This is a genomic window from Cupriavidus sp. SIMBA_020 (genome assembly GCF_046535395.1).
Taxonomy (GTDB): domain Bacteria; phylum Pseudomonadota; class Gammaproteobacteria; order Burkholderiales; family Burkholderiaceae; genus Cupriavidus; species Cupriavidus campinensis.
In genome coordinates this window covers 346,655-363,711 of the sequence record NZ_JAWRWU010000004.1, presented here as the reverse complement: position 1 = coordinate 363,711, position 17,057 = coordinate 346,655, and the positions used below count along the sequence as shown (strand labels likewise).

Below are 17,057 nucleotides of genomic sequence, written 5' to 3'. Positions count from 1 at the left end.
GGATCGGATTGAGATGAAATGCCACGCTCCGCGACTCCTGCGATTTATGTATACATAAATTTCCTGCGCAGAAGGATCGCAATAGGCGTGCCACCACGTGCGCCCGGGCACGCTCGCCTAATAAGAAACGTCTCAAGCCCGCGTCAGCACGGGGCTGGCGGGAAAATGCTCACGTGGAAAGCGGAATAGGAAAGGCGGGAATCAGCCGAAGCGCCTGCGCCGGACGGGTGCGTTCGGGGTCCGGGCGGGCGCGGGGCGCACAAGGCTGGTGCGTGCTTGCTCGAGCCGCTCGGTGGTCAGCCGGCTCACTTCGGCGCGGCCATCTTCGATATGGTTGGAGAGCAGCGCCACGGCGCGGCCGCCATCGGCGGCTTCCAGGGCGTCGAGAATGGCCGAATGTTCATCGTAAGTCAGCGAAATCCGCGTGCCGAAGGCGAAGTCGAGCCGGCGGATGATGCGGATGCGGTCAGTCACCTGCTGATGGACCGCCGCCGACTCGGGGTTGCCGGCCGCCTCGACGATGGCAAGGTGGAAGGCCTCGTCCAGCTGCGCCACGGCGTTGCCATCGGCAAGGCGCCGGGCGACCGGCACGCGCCAGATCGCACCAAGCTGCCGCACCAGCGCCGCCAGGGCCGCCCGGTGCGGAGCCTCGGGCCGGCACAGCCGCGTGACCGCGTGGGTCTCCAGCAGGGTACGCAGTTCGTAGAGCGCCTCGAAACGGGCCAGGTCCAGCGGCACCACTTCCCAGCCATTGCGGTAGTAGCCGCGCACGAGGCCATCGCCCTGCAGGCGGTGCAGCGCCTCGCGCACTGGCGTGCGGGAAATGCCCAGCCGCTCCGCCACGTCGTTCTCGGTAAAGCGGTCTCCCGGCAGCAGGCGGAAAGCGAAGATGTCGTCGCGCAGCGCCTGATAGGCGGCCTGGGAGCGCTTGGCCTTGGCCAGGCTGGCGCTGCCGTCGAGCGTGTCCGTTGCGTCCGCCATGCTCCCCCCGTTATCCGTCAGTCCAGGTGCCGCACGCGGTCAATGGCTTGTTCGAGGCGGTCCACGGCGATCACCTCGATGCCCTCGATCTTCTGCTTCGGCGCGTTGGCCTTGGGGATCACCGCCATCGTGAAGCCGAGCTTGGCGGCCTCCTTGAGCCGCTCCTGCCCGCGCGGGCTCGGGCGGATCTCGCCCGCCAGCCCCACTTCGCCGAACACCACCAGCCCGCGCGGCAGCGGCTTGTTGCGCATCGACGAATGGATCGACAGCAATACCGCCAGATCGGCGGCCGGTTCGGTGATCTTGACCCCGCCCACGGCGTTCAGGAACACGTCCTGATCGAAGCACGCAATGCCCGCGTGCCGGTGCAGCACTGCCAGCAGCATCGCCAGCCGGTTCTGCTCCAGCCCCACCGCCAGCCGGCGCGGATTGGGCACGTTGGCGGTATCGACCAGCGCCTGCACCTCCACCAGCAGCGGCCGGGTGCCCTCCTGCGTAACCAGCACGCACGAACCCGCCACCGATTCCTCGTGCTGCGAGAGGAACAGCGCCGACGGGTTGCTGATGCCGCGCAAGCCGCGCTCGGTCATCGCGAAAACACCCAGCTCATTGACCGCGCCGAAGCGGTTCTTGAACGCGCGGATCAGCCGGTGCGACGAATGGGTGTCCCCTTCGAAGTACAGCACCGTATCGACGATATGTTCCAGCACGCGCGGCCCGGCCAGGCTGCCTTCCTTGGTCACATGGCCGACCAGGATGATGGTGATGCCGGTGCTTTTGGCGATGCGCGTCAGTTGCGCCGCGCACTCGCGCACCTGCGCCACCGAGCCGGGCGCCGAGGTCAGCGCCTCCGAATACAGGGTCTGGATCGAGTCGATCACGGCCACTTCGGGCTGCTCCGCCTCGAGCGTGGCCTGGATTTTCTCGAGCTGGATCTCCGGCAGCAGGCCCAGCGCCGGGGCATCCACGCCCAGCCGCTGGGCACGCAGCGCGATCTGGGCGCCGGATTCCTCGCCGCTCACATAGAGCACGCGCCGCTGGCCGGCCAGATTGGCCAGCGTCTGGAGCAGCAGCGTGGACTTGCCGATGCCGGGGTCGCCGCCGATCAGCACCACGCCGCCCGAGACCAGCCCGCCGCCGAGCACGCGGTCGAACTCGTCGATGCCGGTGGTGAAGCGCGGCACATCGGCCGCATCGATCTCGGACAGCTTGCGCACCACGGCCGAGTTGGCCAGCGGCTGGAAGCGCCGCGCGGCGCTGGAACCGGAATCCGCCACGGATTCCACGAGCGTGTTCCAGGCGTTGCACTGCGGGCACTGGCCGGCCCAGCGCGGCGTGGTACCGCCGCACTCGGTGCAGGAATAGACAGTCTTGGTCTTGGCCAAACGGCGTCCTTGGTTCGGGAAAAGGTCAGGGCTGGGGTCAGGCTGGGGTCAGGCGAAAGGTCAGGCCGTGGCGTCGGCCGTGGTCAGCGTGGCCACCGTGCAGGGCACGCGCATCGCCAGCGCGCACATCAACTCGTAGCCGACCGTGCCGCTGGCCGCCGCCACCTCGTCGATCGGCAGGCCCTGGCCCCACAGCGTGACCGGCGAGCCGACGCGGGCCTTCGGGCAGGGGGTAAGGTCCACGCAGACCATATCCATCGACACCCGGCCGACCAGCGTGGTGCGCGTGCCATCCACCAGCACCGGCGCGGGGCGCTCGCCCCAGCCCGCCGCGTGGCGCGGGTAGCCGTCGGCATAGCCGCAGGCCACGATGCCGATGCGCATCGGGCGGTCTGCCGTGAACATCGACCCATAGCCCACCGTATCGCCCGGCTGCAGGTCCTGGACGGCGATCAGCTCGCTGTGCAGCGACATGGCCGGCTGGAGGCCGGTATCGGCGATATCCGCCGCTATGCCCGTGGGCGAGGCGCCGTACAGGATCACCCCCGGCCGCACCCAGGCGCGGTGCGCCTGCGGGTGCCAGAGCACAGCGGCCGAGTTGGACAGGCTGGCTTCGCCCGGCAGGTTGGCCGTGGCGGTGTCGAAAGCCTCGATCTGGTGCGCGATGCCGCGCGCGCTGTCGGCATCCGAGAAGTGCGTCATGTGCACGATACTGCCCACGCAGGACAGCCCCCGCGCGCGCTCCCAGGCGGCGCGATAGGCCTCCGGCCGGAAGCCGAGCCGGTTCATGCCGGTATTGAGCTTGAGCTGAATCGCCAGCGGCCCCCGGGGCCGGGCCACCTCGAGCATGCGCAACTGCTCGTCGCAATGAATGGCCGTGGTAAGGCGATATTGCTCCAGCAGGGGAACATCCTGCGGTTGGAAGAATCCCTCTAGCAACAGGATCGGGCCCTGCCAGCCGAGGTCGCGCAGCAGCACGGCCTCGTTGAGGTCGAGCAGGCCGAAGCCGTCAGTGCCGCGCATGCCTGCAAAGGCGCGCCGGATGCCGTGGCCGTAGGCGTTGGCCTTGACCACCGCCCAGATGCGGGACTGGGGCGCGTAGCGGCGCACCACGTCGAGGTTGTTGGCCAGCGCGGGCTGGTGGATGACTGCGTGTATGGGTCTTGGCATGGTCTGGCTATGGGTGCAGGTTGCGTCCCGGCATGCACCGGATCAGGGAAGACCCGGACGGCAACCCGCTGCAATCGGGCGTTGATGTTGCATACACTGTGCCGGCACCGTCACGCGCGTGGCGCGAAAGTGCGCTGGAATACGGAGTGGCCGGCACATGCGGGGCAACATCGCGCAGGCGATATTTGAACACAACCGGCGCCCGGTTCAGGGAATCCGCAGGGCGGGTTCCTGTCAAAACGCGGGTCCGCCGGAGTGCTGAAATGTCGTGGTTTCGTGATATAAAGCCGGACGCTCCGGCCATGTTTTAAAAGAGAAGCAATATGTCAATGACGGTCAGGCAAGCCGAAAGGCGCGCGAAAGTTGCGCAACCGCCCCACTTTGACAAGGCCGTCGCGCCAGGTTCCCTGCAAGCCGCGATGTTGCCGGTCGGCGTGCCCCTGCCCGCCGCACCGGGCGTCCGCGATGGAGACAAAGTCGAAGGTATGAAGAAGGGTTTCTACACGATCATGGCCGCGCAGTTCTTTTCGTCGCTGGCCGACAATGCGCTACTCATCGCCGCCATCGCCCTTCTCACCGAATTGCATTCCCCGCAGTGGATGACCCCGCTGCTGAAGCTGTTCTTCGTGCTGTCCTATGTGGTGCTGGCGGCCTTTGTGGGGGCCTTCGCGGACTCCATGCCCAAGGGCGAGGTCATGCTGATCACCAATGCCATCAAGATAGTTGGCTGCGCGATCATGATGTTCGGCCTGCACCCGCTGCTGGCCTACGGCGTGGTGGGCTTCGGCGCCGCCGCCTACTCGCCGGCCAAGTACGGCATCCTGACCGAACTGCTGCCGCCCGAGAAGCTGGTGATGGCCAACGGCTGGATCGAGGGGCTCACGGTGAGTTCGATCATCCTCGGCACCGTGGTGGGCGGCGCGCTGATCTCGGTCCATATCTCGGACATTCTGCTCCGCTTCGACATCCCCTACGTGGACACCGGCATCAACACCCCGGCCGAGGCGGCCATGGTGGTGATCATGTTCTTCTACGTCGTGGCGTCGGTGTTCAACGTGTTCATCCCGGAAACCGGCGCGCGCTACCCGCAACAGGAAAAGAACCCGGTGAAGCTGATTGCCGAGTTCGGCGACTGCTTCATTGCGCTGTGGCGCGACAAGCTGGGCCAGATCTCGCTCGCCGTGACCACGCTGTTCTGGGGCGTAGGCGCCACATTGCAGTTCATCGTGCTCAAGTGGGCGGAGAAGTCACTGGGGCTGAACCTGTCCCAGGGCGCCCTGCTCCAGGCCGTGGTGGCGGTGGGTGTGGCGGTGGGCGCGATCATGGCCGCCGCCCGGATCCCGCTGCGCCGCTCGCTGTCGGTGCTGCCGTTCGGCGTGGCGATGGGCATCACCGTCATGATCATGGCCTTCTACACCAAGGACGCCATGCCGGACGTGATGCTGAACGTGCTGGGTTATCCCATGCCGCTCTACATGGCCATCGCCTATGTGTTCCTGATGATCGTCGGGGCCATGTCGGGCTACTTCGTGGTGCCGATGAATGCGCTGCTCCAGCATCGCGGGCACGTGCTGCTGTCCGCCGGGCACTCGATCGCCGTGCAGAACTTCAACGAAAATGTTTCAGTTCTGCTGATGCTGTGCCTCTACGCGCTGCTGATCAAGCTGAACGTGCCAATCGGCTTCGTGATCGTGGCGCTGGGCCTGTTCATCTCGGCCACCATGCTGCTGGTCATGCGTCTGCACAAGCACAATGTGAAGATGCACAACTCGCTGGCGATGATCGGCGAGGACAAGCACCACTGACCCGCGCGGGCAGGAAGACGCCCCGCCGGCCTGAGCCGGCGGGGCGTTTTTCATGTCGGCAGAGCCTTCAGGCCACGGGCCATGGTCTGATAGCGCGCGGTCTCGCCGACCACCGTCCGTACCCCAGTTTCCGTATTGACCAGTTGGGAACGGGCCGGATCGTTGTGGAACACCGTGACCGTATAGCCCTTCTGCAACGAAAAGGTGGAAATCGCCTGGGCCACGGGCGTGCCCCCGTGGACATCCAGGTCGTAGACCACCTGCTGATACTTGTCCTCCACATGCACGCTGACGCGCAATCCCCCTTGGTGCGTCCCGGCGGAAACGGAAACCGTCAGCGTATTGAAGACCAGGCTGAGGTTCAGCGTCGCCACCGGATTGCCGGCACCGTCGAACAGTGACCACAGGAACATGTTCCCGCGCACGGTCGGCACCACCGCGATCTCGGATGCCGACGCATAGGTGATGAGGCCATCGACAAGCACCTCGGCCACCATGTTCGTTACCGCGCTCGTGACCTGCTGCTGCATCACGTTTTCGATGGGATAGCGGGCCAAGCTTGCCTCCTCCTTGAACGAGTAATATTGCTCGCCGCCATCCGGTGACAGCGAAAACGTCACAGACATGCCGGTCGCCTTCAATGTGCCGATAAAGTCATATGAGAAGACTTCATTGCCGTACACATCGCTGAAACTGACATAACCGTACGTGTCCGAAAAATAGACGTGCGGCTTGGTCGCAATGACTTCGAAGCGTATTTCATGCGCCTGCAGGTCGACGGTCGCGATGAAGAATATGTCGCTGTAATAGCCCTTCATCGTGAGGGTGAAGAGGTTGCCAACGTGGTCGCCCGGCTCGAAGTTGAACGGGGACATGACGTCCATATACTCGCGCCGCGCCACGTTGCGGGCCAGAGATGGCAGCGCCATGACGGCCAGGTAGAGGTCGTCCTTCATCTGGGCATAGGGTGCATGGGCCATCGGCAGGCGCTCGCGCACGATGGTCGCCCCGGCGGCGATGCGCGCCAGCAGGTCCGCTTCGGGATTGTTGCTGGCCGCCGCGTTCTGCAGGCCCAGCGCCGTGATCGTCAGCACGTGACTCTCTTGCGACGGGAGCAGCCCCGGCGTGGGAGGCTCTACGGCCAGCAGGCTGGGATATTCCACGTACACCTCTAGCCGATAACCGATCTCGAAGGGCACGGCGTCGTGAATCGGCGCCGCCTCCCGAGCGCTGATCGCGCGGGTATAGATGCTGCCTCCCGCGCCGTTCTTCACCCCGATCGTGGCGTAAGCCCCAGTCATCATGGCAGACAGCGGTTCAGCCTTGACATCGATGCGCACCTGCATGGTCGTGAAGTCGACGCGAATCGTGCCACTCACCCCGTAGTCGGTACTGAGCAGCACCAGCGTCTGGCTGATCGTGCCCGACCCCCGCTTGAAGGTATACGTCAGCGACTGGCTGGCCTCCCCCTCCTTGACGATCAGGTAATCGGCATCTACCAGGTATTTGCGGTTCTTCCCGGTCGGCGGCCGAATCGTATAAGCGCCAATTGGCAGGTTTTCGAGGATCATCTCCGACGCGCTGACCGGAATGTGGAGCACCTCCCGGGCGCCTTCCATCAGGACCAGCGGCTCGCCGTAGATCTGCTTGAATTCGTCGATCACGAACCGCAGGGTAAGGCTGCCGGTGACGCCGGTACCCTGCAGCTCTACCGTATCGACCAGGCGCAGCGGCGAATCGAGATGCAGCGCGGACTGCACCGTCGGCAGCGTCTGCGCCGTCACCAGTTCGCTGAGCGGATAGACGGCGCGGGCGTGGCTGAACACGTTGAGCATGGCGCGTAGCGGGGTCACCGGCGCGCGAGCCAGCGTGAGAAATGGCGCAATGTCCACATCCCACCATTCGGCGCAGGCGGCGGCCATTTCATCGAACCCGGGGGGCCGTACTGCCGGCAGCGGCGGCGTGTTCATATGGACGCGATCCAGCCGATTGGTCCGGGTGATGGCGCCATCCCCGGCCTTGTATTTCAGCAGCATCACCAGATAGACCTTTGCCCGGACATCCCAGGACTCATAGCGCGTGCCATTGCGGAGCAGCGCCATCACGCTCGCGAAGAATGCCGGCGCGTCCTGGTAGAGCCATCCCTGGGTGTAGACGTCGGCGCCCATCAGGAAGTCCTGCCAGCTGGCCGCAAAAGCCTTGCCCCATACGGAATTCGGGTCGGCGACATTGGTCGCGGAGAATTGGCGCTGATAGCCGCCGGCGATGGTTTGGGGCGCAGTCCAGCTGGTCGGCAGGCTGTCGAGCCAGACCGGGGCGACCGACGACGACGTCGTGGCCGCCATCCCCAGGCCATAGTAGGCGGGCTCGGTGTCAGCCGCCGCGGCATCGGCCGCCAGGAAGTAGCGGTTCCTGACGTTGAGATCGGTGGGGCGCTCGGGATGGAATGACACCCCCAGCAGGGCATTGAAAGCGGTCAGCAGGTCCTGATAGTAGGCCCCCAGCGCAGCCAGGCCGCCGGGATATGCCCGGAGCGCGGCCTTGTCCCGCGCAGGCACCAGCATGCGCAGATAATCGCCCTCGATCAGGCCGAATTCGGCATCCTGCACGTCCCAGGTGGCGAAGAAAGGCGCCTCGGCATTGCCCGCCAGGAACACCGGCAGCACTTTGCTCGTCGAAGGGTAGGCAAACTCGATCACCGGGGCGCCCGCCTCATAGGGCGTTGAGACGAATGGGACGAGCGCCGCGCCGGCCGTGACACTGACCCACGCGTCCCCTACCGACACCGACTGCGCCGGGGCCGTACCGTCGCCGACACAGACCACCTGTATCGAAGCAGTGAAGTCAGGCGATATCTTCCGAAGCCGCAGCGTGGCGCCGGGCGCCAGGATGATGCCCAGCGCCTGCTTGTCGTGATCGAGCCCTTTCGGCTGCCCCGCGTTGCGAATCCATACCGGATCCTGGAGCGTGTACACGGACTTCGATTTTAGGATTTCCGCCATCTTGGATACCTCGGAAAGGATGCAATCAGACTCGGCCGCTCGTCAGGCCACTGCCCGCAGCCCGCGCGCCATGGTCTGGTAGTGCGCCGTGGCCGCCACGGTGGTCCGCGTCTGCGTCTCCGTGTTGATCAATACCGAGCGCGTGGGGTCCTGGTGGAAGACCGTGACCGTATAGCCCTTTTGCAGGGGGAAGGTGTGAGCATCGGCCTCCACCAGCACATTCCCGGGCATGGCGATGGCATAGACCGCATCGCCGTAGCGGTCTGTCACCCCGATGCTGATGTAGACCGCCGACATGCCAGGATTCGGCACTGCAGCCTGCAGCGTCACTCTCAGCGCATTGATCACCAGGTCCAGTTCGAGCGTGGCGACCGGCTGATCCGCATTACCGAGCAGATTCCAGCTGAACATGTTGCCCTGCACGGATGGCGTTTCGGAAATTTCCGATGCCGCGGCGGTCATCACCACGCCGTTGCCGGGCAGGTCCAGGGTCATGCTGGCCAAGCCGTACCACGTGACGCCCTGCATCCGGTTCTCGATGGCGTAGCGAGTCCCCAGCTCCTCCTTGAACGAGTAGTACTGCTCGCCACCGTACCGGGACAGCGGGAACGTGTGGACCATGCCGGTCGACGACACGTTGCCGATGAAGTCATAGGAGAACAGCTCTTGGCCGCCCGGTTCACGAAAGCTGACGTAGGCATAAGTGTTCGCAAAATAACTGTGCGGCTTGCCGCCGTTGACCTGGAAGCGCACCTCGAAACGCACCAGATCGATCGTCATGGTGAAGAACGTCCAGGTGCCGAGGCCCTTCAGCGAGACGAAGAAGTTGTTGCCGATATTGGTGCCCGGCCCGGCGTTCTGCAGGGACATCACGTCGGCGTACTCGGCCACGGCCTGGGCGCGCTCCGGCTCCGGCAGCGCCATCACGGCCAGGTAGATATCGTCCTTGACCGTGGCATAGGGCGCCGCGGCAATCGGCAGGCGCTCCCGCACCAGTGCCGCCGCTTCCGCAATGCGCAACGACAGGTCCGCCACCGGACTGTTCATCGCCTGCGGGTTCTCGAGCCCGTGCGCCGTGATCACGAAGTCGTTGGTCGCCTGCGGCCGAATCAGTCCCGGGGCGGCCGGCAGCACCCGCAGCCGCGATGGCTCCTCATGGCGCACCTCGATCCGATAGCCGATCTCGAACGGAATGTCCGCATGCTCCGGGGCTGGGTGGTTGCCGTGAAAGTCCCGCTGATAGACCGGATCGCCATCGGCCGTCCGGATCGTGACGCCGATGTAGACCGTATCCATGAACGCGGTATTGGGGTTGCTCATGAGATCCACGGTGATCCGGCGTGTGGGCGCGTCCACGCGGATCGTGCCGTACAGGCCGTTATCCGCCCCCAACAGCAGGAAGGTCTGGGTGACGATGGCGGACCCCTGCTTGTAGGCATACGCCAGCGTCTGCGTGCTCGCCCCCTCCTTGACGATCAGGTAGTAGGGATCTATCGAATATTTACGACTTTTTCCGGTGGGCAGGCGCAGCGAGTACGCGCCGACAGGCATGTCGGCAAAGGTCATCCCGGTGTCTACCACGTATAGCGAGGCCACCTCCCTCGGCCCTTCCATCACGAACAGCGGTTCGCCGTAGATCTGCACGAACTCATCGATGGCAAATTGCACGGTCACGCTGCCGCGCAGGCCGGTGCGGTGCAGCTCCACCGAGTCCACCAGTTGCAGCGGCGACGTGGCATGGAGCGTCTCCTGCGCCTGGACCAGGCTGGCCTCGCTGACCAGCGCGTAGAGCGGATAGGACGCCCGCGCGTCGCTGAACATATTGAGCACCGCCCGCACCGACGCCATCCTGGCGCCCACCATGCCGATGAATGGCGCCACATCCACCCCGGCGTCGGCGGCATAGACCTCGGCCATCATGTCGATCACGGGCGGCGCGATCGGCGGCAACGGCAGCGCGTTGGCATAGGTCCGGTACTGCCGGTTGAAGCTGGCAAACGCCGTGTTGCCCGCCTTGTACTTGAGCAGCATCAGGAAATAGAGCTTCTCGCGCACACTCCAATCCTGCAGCGGCGTGCCGGTCGTGATCCGGTCAATGACACCGCTGAACAGAGCCGCCTCGCCCTGGTAGAGCCAGCCATCGGTGTGCACCTCGGCGCCCAGCGTGATGTCCTGCCAGCTGGCCGCATAAAGCTTGTTCCAGACCTCGAGAAAGCTGACCGAACCGGCCGCCATGAAGGTGCCGAGGTAGGCGTGGCCCAGCGTTTCCAGCGGGATCCAGTTGGTGCGCAGGCTGGCGAACCAGTCCGCCGCCATCGACACTCCGGTCGATGCGGCCCACAGGGGGCCGTAGTAGGCGCCGCCGCTGCCCCCCGCATCCGCCTTGATGAAGAACAGGTTTCGGATGTTGAGGTCCGTGGCAAGTTCGGGATCGAATGCCACCCCGCACAACGCGTTGAACGTGGAAACCACGTTGTCGTAATACGCGGTCAGCGCAGCGAGGCCGCCCGGCTGGGTCCGGAGCGTGGCCTTGTCGACCTGGGGCACCAGCATCCGGACATAGCGTGACTGGATCAGCGCGAATTCGGCCGCCTGTTGGTCCCACTTCGCAAAAAATGAGGATTCCGCCCCGCCGGCTTCGAACACCGGGAGCGTCTTGCTGGTCGGCGAACAGGTGTACCAGACTGTGGGCGGCGTGCCACCGCCGGGGTACGGGGTATCGATGAACGGCACCGAGACGGTTTGCGCTGTGATCGTAAGTGGCATTTCGCCAAATTTGAACACCCGCTCGGTGCGGCCGTCGTTGTTGAGCAGGCGCAGCGTCAGCTCGCCCGTGAAATCCATGTCGATCTGGCTGATGGTCAGCTCGCCGCCCGCCGCCAGGATCACGCCGAGGTGCTGTCGGTCATGACCGACGCCCTTTTCGAGCCCAGCCTTGCGGAACCACTCGGGGTCCGTGAGCCAGTGGAGTGTCTTGACTTTCTCGATGTCCGGCATCTTCCATCCCCCATCGTCGCAACGTCCAGGGCGAACGTTCCGATACAGCGTGAGGGAAGTATCGCGGCGCGGTGCGGCAGCCGGAATGGATTAGCGGGAGCCGGCGGCGGGAGGGGATCTGTCGATAGTGGCCCGCTCGACGGCGCGCGCCTGCCAGCCCGGCGGCACCACGAAGCCGCGCGAGCGCTCCTGCCAGATGCCGGGTTGATCGGGCCCGGCGGGCGCCAGTTCGCAGACCATCACCGGGGCTTCGCGCCGCCAGCTATGCGCCTGGTGCGGATCGGCAAAGCGTTGCGCCAGCGCTGTGTGCAGCACGGCGGCGCTCTCGGTCTGCGCCTCGGGCACCCGGGCGCCCGAGAGCCAGTCCGCGCGCGGCAGCCGGCACCAGCGCGTGTTGGCCGCGGCCGGATGGGCCTGCGCGCGCGCGGCCCAGTCGTCCAGCGTGGACCACCAGCCATGCAGGTGATCGGGCGCGATGCCCAGCGCGTCAAGCCCGGCCGGCAGGCGGCCATCGTGATAGAACAGCCAGCCCAGCAGATAGACCTCGCTGCGGTCGATGGGATGGGTCAGCACCGCCTGCGCTTCGGCCGCGCGGCCCAGCGGCAGCTGCCGACTGACGATGTGGTCGAGCTTGTCTCCTAGCCGATCGACGAGATTGGGGCCGACGAAGTTGCGGCGGTCGGGCGGCGTTCCCGGCTGCCCATCCACCATCAGGTAGAACTTGGCCGCCATTTCCCAGTGCACGGTCTGCGCGCTGGCCGGGTCGCGCCAGATCACGTCCAGTTCGCCCAGCGTCTGGATGCCATGGCCATTGGCGCGCCGGATCGGCACATTGGCGGCGACAAGTTCAATCCCCTCGGCCCGGTGCAGCGCGAAATGGAGCAGCCGCTCGGCATGACGCCCCAGACGCAGGCTGCGGTTGCCGGTGGGGTCCGGGTGGCCGCTCAATTCGGCGATGGTTTCCGGGAGTGTGGCGGGGTCGGCGCGCTCCAGCCAGCGCTGCCACGCGGCCTGCGCGCCGGGCGGCCAGTGGGCCAGCGCGGCGCCAGCGCCGTAGCCGGCCGGCAGGTGCGAGAGCAGCGGCGGCGAGAGCGAGCACCACGCCAGATCGCGCACGCGCTGGGACGCGGCGGTGCGCCACAGGGGCTCGGGCCCGTCGGCGCCGGCTGCTACCGGCCCGCCCGGGCGGATGGCCTGCGCGGGATCAGGCTTCAGCTCCCGCACGGTCGTGTACCTCGCGGGCCAGACACAGGTCTTCCCATGCGCGCGCCTTGTCGGTCAGCGTGCGCAGCAGGTAGGCCGGGTGATAGGTCACCACCACGGGAATCCCCTCATACTGGTGCACGGTGCCGCGCAGCTTGCCGATGGGCGTGGTGGAGCGCAGCAGCGACTGCGCCGCAAAGCGCCCCAGCACCACGATCACCTTCGGCCGGATCAGCGCGATCTGCCGGCGCAGGAACGGCTCGCAGTGCGCCACCTCCTCCGGCTCCGGATTGCGGTTGCCGGGCGGGCGGCACTTCAGCACATTGGCGATAAAGACATTACGGTCGCGCGCCAGGCCCAGCGCGCCAAGCATGTTGTCGAGCAGCTTGCCGGCCTGGCCGACGAACGGCTCACCCTGCAGGTCTTCGTTCTCGCCCGGGGCCTCGCCCACGAGCATCCATTCAGCGCGGCGGTCACCCACGCCGAGGACCGTGTTGGTGCGGGAGTCGCTCAGGCCGCAGGCGGTGCACTGGGCCACGGCGGCTTCCAGCGCGGCCCAGTCCATGGCGGCGATGGCGGCGTCCCGGGCCAGAGCGGCCTCATCCTGCACGGCGGGTTGCGGCGACAGGGCTTCGATCACCACGGAGCGCGGCGGCGCGGCCGGGGCGGGCATCGCTACTTCGACTTCGACTTCGGCCACAGCTACCGTGGCGACCTCGACCTTGGTTTCAACCTCTACGGACGCCTCGGCCAAGCGGCGCGGCACCCATTCCGCCGGGATACCGAGCACTTCGAGGAACTGCGCGCGGCGATTCATGCGGACTCCTTGCCATCGTGCCAGGCCCGGCGCAGCACAAGCGCATCCTCGCGCCCGTTGGCCGTGGCCGGATAGTAGCCCTTGCGGCGGCCGATCTCGGCAAACCCGGCTTCCTCGTACAGCGCCAGCGCGCCCACATTGGACGGGCGCACTTCCAGCAGCATCGTGCCGAGGTTGTGGGCATGGGCGGTGGCCAGCGCCACGGCCAGCAGCAGCCGGCCATGGCCCTGCCGCTGCCGGCGCGGGTCCACGGTGATATTGAGCAGGTGCATTTCGTCGACCACCGGCATCAGCACGGCGTAGCCGACGAGCGTATTGGCTGGATCACGGAGCGTCAGGCCGACATGGCCCGATTTCAGGGAATTCTCAAAATTGCCGCGCGTCCAGGGATGGCTGTAGGCGCGCAGCTCGATATCGGCCACGGCGTGCAGGTCCAGCGCAGTCATGCGGCCGAGCCTCCAGCCATCGCCAAGCTCGGGCATGACCGGCACGGCCGGCCATTGGGGCGACTCGGGCAGCAGCGCGGCGCTCACGCGGCCTCCCCTGCGGCAGCATTCGCGGCCTTGGCGGCTTTTTCAGCTTTCTCGGCGGCAATCGCCTCGCGCTCGACGATGGTGTGGGCGACCTTGTCGCGCACATAGATCGGCATGGCGTCGGCGGCGTCGATGGTCTCGCCACGCGCCAGTGCTCGGAGGCCGATGGCCACGGCGGCGCGGGCGTCGGGCATGGCCTCGGGCATCACGCGGCTGGCCTGCGCGGCCACCTGGAGCCGTTCGCCAAACACTGTCGATCCATTGCCGGCGAGCCAGAATGCCCCATCGGGCTGCGCCACGGTTTCGGGCGGCCCCACCTGCACCGGGGTCTCCATCGACCATTCCATCGCGGCGGCGTCCCAGCGGAACGTGGCGGCATAGGTCTCGTCCATGCGGGCGTCTAGCGCCACCAGCACGCGCGTGTCCGCTGGCAACGGCGAAGTGCCGGATCGGACGCTTTCGGCGCACATCGTCAGCACATTGATGGGAATCACGGGGAGATCGGCGCCGAAGGCGAGCCCTTGCGCCACGCCGCAGGCGGTACGCAGGCCGGTGAACGAGCCGGGGCCGGCGCCAAACGCGATGGCGGCACAGTCGGCCAGCGTGATGCCGGCCTCGGCCAGCACTTCGGCCACGGCCGGCAGCACGCGCGCAGACGACCGCGCGCCCGTATGCTCATGGCGGGAGAAACACTCGAGGGCGCCGTCGGTGGCGGCGCGCCCCAGTGCGACGGAGCACCACTCGGTAGAGGTCTCGACAGCAAGAATCCAGGACATGGCGCGATTGTATCCGGAGCGCGGCCAAAGCTGAATTGGCAGGCACGCCGGCACCGTGCGCCGGCAGACCGTGCCGCCACGCGCTGACCGAAGGCTTCTTCGGTTTTTTCCGCCGCAAACGGCGCGGTGCGGCGGCTATCATCGCACTTCTACGCCCACTGATTACCCGGAGACACCATGAGCGACCTGCAGGCCCGCTTCGACCAGGCCCAAATCGACGTCAAGACCCTGAGCGAGCGTCCTAACAATATGACGCTGCTGCGCCTCTACGCGCTCTACAAGCAGGGTGCCGAGGGCGACGCCCACGGCGACAAGCCCGGCATGACCGATTTCGTCGGCCGCTACAAGTTCGAAGCCTGGGAAGCCCTCAAGGGCACCAGCCAGGACGACGCCAAGCAGAAGTACGTCGAACTGGTCGGCGAACTGCTGGCCGGCACCGCCAGCTAAGTCCCCGCCCTAGCCCTAGACCCCTGCGCCGGCCGGCAGCGGCTTCGGCCGGATGCGCCACGCGGCCAGGATCGCCGTGGCAATCACCACGCCCACGGCCAGGAAGGTTTCATCGAATGCCGCGATCCGGGCGACCGGATCGCCACCCGGCCCGAGCACCGCGCCGTGCTCCGCCAGCCGCCACTGCAGCCCCACCCCGGCCAGACTCACCCCGATCGCCCCGCCAAGCTGCCGCAGGAAGTTGATGCAGCTCGACCCCTGGGCGATCAGCGAGAAATCGACCCCACGCATCGACCCAAGTGTCAGCGACGGCAGGATAGAGCCAAGCCCGATCCGCCCGATTACCGCATAGAGCACCAGCAGCAAGTAAGGCGTCGCCATCGACCCGGTGGCCATCAGCAGGAACGACGCCGCCAGCAGGGCCAACCCGAACGACACCTGCCGGTGCGGCAGGATGTAATTGGTCAGCCGCCCCGCCACCGCGATCGTCACCGCCAGCACGATCCCGGCCGGCATCAGCACGATGCCAGCCTGCGACGGCGTATAGGCCAGCGCCATCTGCATGTAGACGGGCAGCAGGTACGTGGAACCGAACAGCCCGGCGCCATAGATGAACGCCACCACAGCCCCGGCCGAGAACTGGCGGTAGCTGTAGAGCCGCATATCCATCAACGGCTCGGGCGCGCGCAACTGCCAGACCACGAAACCCGCCAGCAGCAAGACGCCCAGCCCGGCCAGCGCCAGTCCGGCCGGCACGTTCTCGCGCATCTCCACGAGACCGTTGAGCAGCGTCACCGTGGCCACGCCGGCCAGCGCCAGTCCGCGCCAGTCCAGTGCCTTGCGTTCGCCGATCATCGCGGAGTCCACGGCCATGTAGCGGCGTGCCATCCACAGGCCGATGAGCGTCAGCGGCACCACCACGAAGAAGATCGAGCGCCAGCCGAAGGTCTCCACCAGGAAGCCGCCCACACTGGGGCCGATGGCCGGCGCCAGCACCACGCCAAACCCGAACAGGCTCAGCGCCTTGCCCTGCTCGCGTTCCTCGAACACGCGCAGGATGAAGATATTGGGCAGCGGCTGCATGATGCCGGCCGCGATGCCCTCGGCCACGCGCATGGCCAGCATCACGCCGAAGGTGGGCGAAAACCCGCCGATCAGCCCGCCCGCGCCCAGCAGCAACAGGCTGCCGACGAAGGTCCGGCGCAGCCCGAATCGGTTCAGCAGCCACGGCGTGAGCAGCATCGACAGCGTCATGGCGATCATGAAACTGGCCGCCACCCACTGCGCGCGCTCCTGGCCCAGGTGGAAATGCCGGCTCAGGTCCGGCACGGCCACGTTGACGATGGTAGATGACACGATGGACGACATCGTGCCCAGCATCAGCGTGACCAGGATCAGCCAGCGCAGGCGCTCGCCGTAGCGGGCGCGCAGTACGGCGCGCGTCGGCCCGCCGGCCGGCTGGGCGCCCGTCACCCGAGCCGCCCGCTGTGAGCGATCTCCCGGATCTTGCGCACCGTGTCGAGGTCTGCCTCGTGGTACGCCGACTTGACGATCTCCGAATAGCGGTCGTCGCCGCTGGCATCCGTGTCGGGCAGGGTCGTTTCATAGATGAAACGCACTAGCAGCGCGCCCGGCGCGGGGGTCTCGATGCTCATCGACAGCGTGCCGCCGGCATGCTCGGCCGTGGCCGCGGTCTCGTAGCGCACTGCACGGCGTGGCTCGAATACCACGCGGTCCTGTATCGTCGCCTGGCCGAAATGCAGCACGCGGTCCAGCCAGCCATCGCCCCGCGCCAGTACCTCGGCGCGCTCCAGCCCCAGGACGAACAGCTCGGGCGACTCGGCCCGCAGCACCAGGCCCTGCCACAGCTGTTCGGCGGTCAGCGGCTCCAGCGTGGGATTGCCTGGGTCATTGATCTCCACCAGGTGTTCAAAACGCAAC

13 protein-coding genes are annotated in these 17,057 nt (G+C 66.6%); 2 read left to right on the top strand and 11 right to left on the bottom strand.

Going from position 1 to position 17,057, the window contains the following annotated elements; genetic code table 11:
- Nucleotides 1–201 precede the first annotated feature (201 nt).
- The 3 genes from SB751_RS10860 to alr are packed head-to-tail and all read right to left on the bottom strand — an operon-like array spanning nt 202 to nt 3,536.
- Nucleotides 202–981, bottom strand: a complete 780-nt coding sequence (locus tag SB751_RS10860; protein WP_144200590.1) for a GntR family transcriptional regulator — start codon at nt 979–981, stop codon at nt 202–204.
- A gap of 17 nt (nt 982–998) precedes the next feature.
- On the bottom strand, nt 999–2,366 hold the full coding sequence (gene radA / locus SB751_RS10855; RefSeq protein ID WP_144200592.1) for a DNA repair protein RadA: 1,368 nt from the start codon (nt 2,364–2,366) through the stop codon (nt 999–1,001).
- Nucleotides 2,367–2,426: 60 nt separating this feature from the next.
- Nucleotides 2,427–3,536 (bottom strand): alanine racemase, encoded by a 1,110-nt coding sequence (gene alr / locus SB751_RS10850; RefSeq protein WP_144200594.1) that lies wholly within the window; start codon nt 3,534–3,536, stop codon nt 2,427–2,429.
- A gap of 485 nt (nt 3,537–4,021) precedes the next feature.
- Here alr and lplT point away from each other — a divergent pair, with 485 nt between their 5' ends.
- Complete coding sequence (gene lplT / locus SB751_RS10845; RefSeq protein ID WP_410748025.1) at nt 4,022–5,341, top strand: lysophospholipid transporter LplT; 1,320 nt, start codon at nt 4,022–4,024, stop codon at nt 5,339–5,341.
- A gap of 50 nt (nt 5,342–5,391) precedes the next feature.
- On the opposite strand, the gene SB751_RS10840 is transcribed toward lplT, so the two are convergent.
- From SB751_RS10840 to tsaB, 6 genes are all read right to left on the bottom strand, one after another.
- A complete protein-coding gene (locus SB751_RS10840) occupies nt 5,392–8,343 on the bottom strand; it encodes a putative mucin/carbohydrate-binding domain-containing protein (RefSeq protein ID WP_410748024.1) in 2,952 nt (983 codons plus the stop codon).
- A gap of 42 nt (nt 8,344–8,385) precedes the next feature.
- Nucleotides 8,386–11,340, bottom strand: coding sequence for a putative mucin/carbohydrate-binding domain-containing protein (locus SB751_RS10835; protein ID WP_410748023.1), 2,955 nt, complete (start codon nt 11,338–11,340; stop codon nt 8,386–8,388).
- 90 nt (nt 11,341–11,430) lie between these two features.
- The gene (locus SB751_RS10830) at nt 11,431–12,564 is read right to left on the bottom strand and encodes a DUF1853 family protein (protein ID WP_211943141.1); all 1,134 of its coding nucleotides are present in this window, start codon (nt 12,562–12,564) and stop codon (nt 11,431–11,433) included.
- The gene (locus SB751_RS10825; protein WP_144200604.1) at nt 12,545–13,360 is read right to left on the bottom strand and encodes a uracil-DNA glycosylase family protein; all 816 of its coding nucleotides are present in this window, start codon (nt 13,358–13,360) and stop codon (nt 12,545–12,547) included. The genes SB751_RS10830 and SB751_RS10825 overlap by 20 nt, the downstream gene beginning before the upstream one ends.
- On the bottom strand, nt 13,357–13,893 hold the full coding sequence (gene rimI / locus SB751_RS10820; RefSeq protein ID WP_377731793.1) for a ribosomal protein S18-alanine N-acetyltransferase: 537 nt from the start codon (nt 13,891–13,893) through the stop codon (nt 13,357–13,359). Before rimI ends, SB751_RS10825 begins: the two co-directional genes overlap by 4 nt.
- Complete coding sequence (gene tsaB, locus SB751_RS10815; protein ID WP_410748022.1) at nt 13,890–14,669, bottom strand: tRNA (adenosine(37)-N6)-threonylcarbamoyltransferase complex dimerization subunit type 1 TsaB; 780 nt, start codon at nt 14,667–14,669, stop codon at nt 13,890–13,892. Before tsaB ends, rimI begins: the two co-directional genes overlap by 4 nt.
- Before the next feature lie 177 nt (nt 14,670–14,846).
- Here tsaB and SB751_RS10810 point away from each other — a divergent pair, with 177 nt between their 5' ends.
- Complete coding sequence (locus tag SB751_RS10810; protein WP_144200608.1) at nt 14,847–15,116, top strand: acyl-CoA-binding protein; 270 nt, start codon at nt 14,847–14,849, stop codon at nt 15,114–15,116.
- A gap of 15 nt (nt 15,117–15,131) precedes the next feature.
- Here SB751_RS10810 and SB751_RS10805 read toward each other — a convergent pair whose 3' ends face one another.
- Together SB751_RS10805 and SB751_RS10800 are read right to left on the bottom strand one after the other, a co-directional pair.
- On the bottom strand, nt 15,132–16,589 hold the full coding sequence (locus SB751_RS10805; RefSeq protein ID WP_144200610.1) for a DHA2 family efflux MFS transporter permease subunit: 1,458 nt from the start codon (nt 16,587–16,589) through the stop codon (nt 15,132–15,134).
- Nucleotides 16,586–17,056 carry an SRPBCC family protein gene (locus SB751_RS10800; protein WP_144200612.1) on the bottom strand — a complete coding sequence of 157 codons (471 nt, stop codon included), beginning with the start codon at nt 17,054–17,056 and terminating at the stop codon, nt 16,586–16,588. Before SB751_RS10800 ends, SB751_RS10805 begins: the two co-directional genes overlap by 4 nt.
- Nucleotide 17,057 lies beyond the last annotated feature (1 nt).

Coding starts and splice junctions, on each gene's coding strand:
- SB751_RS10860 (WP_144200590.1), bottom strand. CDS start 981: ATGGCGGACGCAACGGACACGCTCGACGGCAGCGCCAGCCTGGCCAAG.
- alr (WP_144200594.1), bottom strand. CDS start 3,536: ATGCCAAGACCCATACACGCAGTCATCCACCAGCCCGCGCTGGCCAAC.
- lplT (WP_410748025.1), top strand. CDS start 4,022: ATGAAGAAGGGTTTCTACACGATCATGGCCGCGCAGTTCTTTTCGTCG.
- SB751_RS10840 (WP_410748024.1), bottom strand. CDS start 8,343: ATGGCGGAAATCCTAAAATCGAAGTCCGTGTACACGCTCCAGGATCCG.
- SB751_RS10835 (WP_410748023.1), bottom strand. CDS start 11,340: ATGCCGGACATCGAGAAAGTCAAGACACTCCACTGGCTCACGGACCCC.
- SB751_RS10825 (WP_144200604.1), bottom strand. CDS start 13,360: ATGAATCGCCGCGCGCAGTTCCTCGAAGTGCTCGGTATCCCGGCGGAA.
- tsaB (WP_410748022.1), bottom strand. CDS start 14,669: ATGTCCTGGATTCTTGCTGTCGAGACCTCTACCGAGTGGTGCTCCGTC.
- SB751_RS10810 (WP_144200608.1), top strand. CDS start 14,847: ATGAGCGACCTGCAGGCCCGCTTCGACCAGGCCCAAATCGACGTCAAG.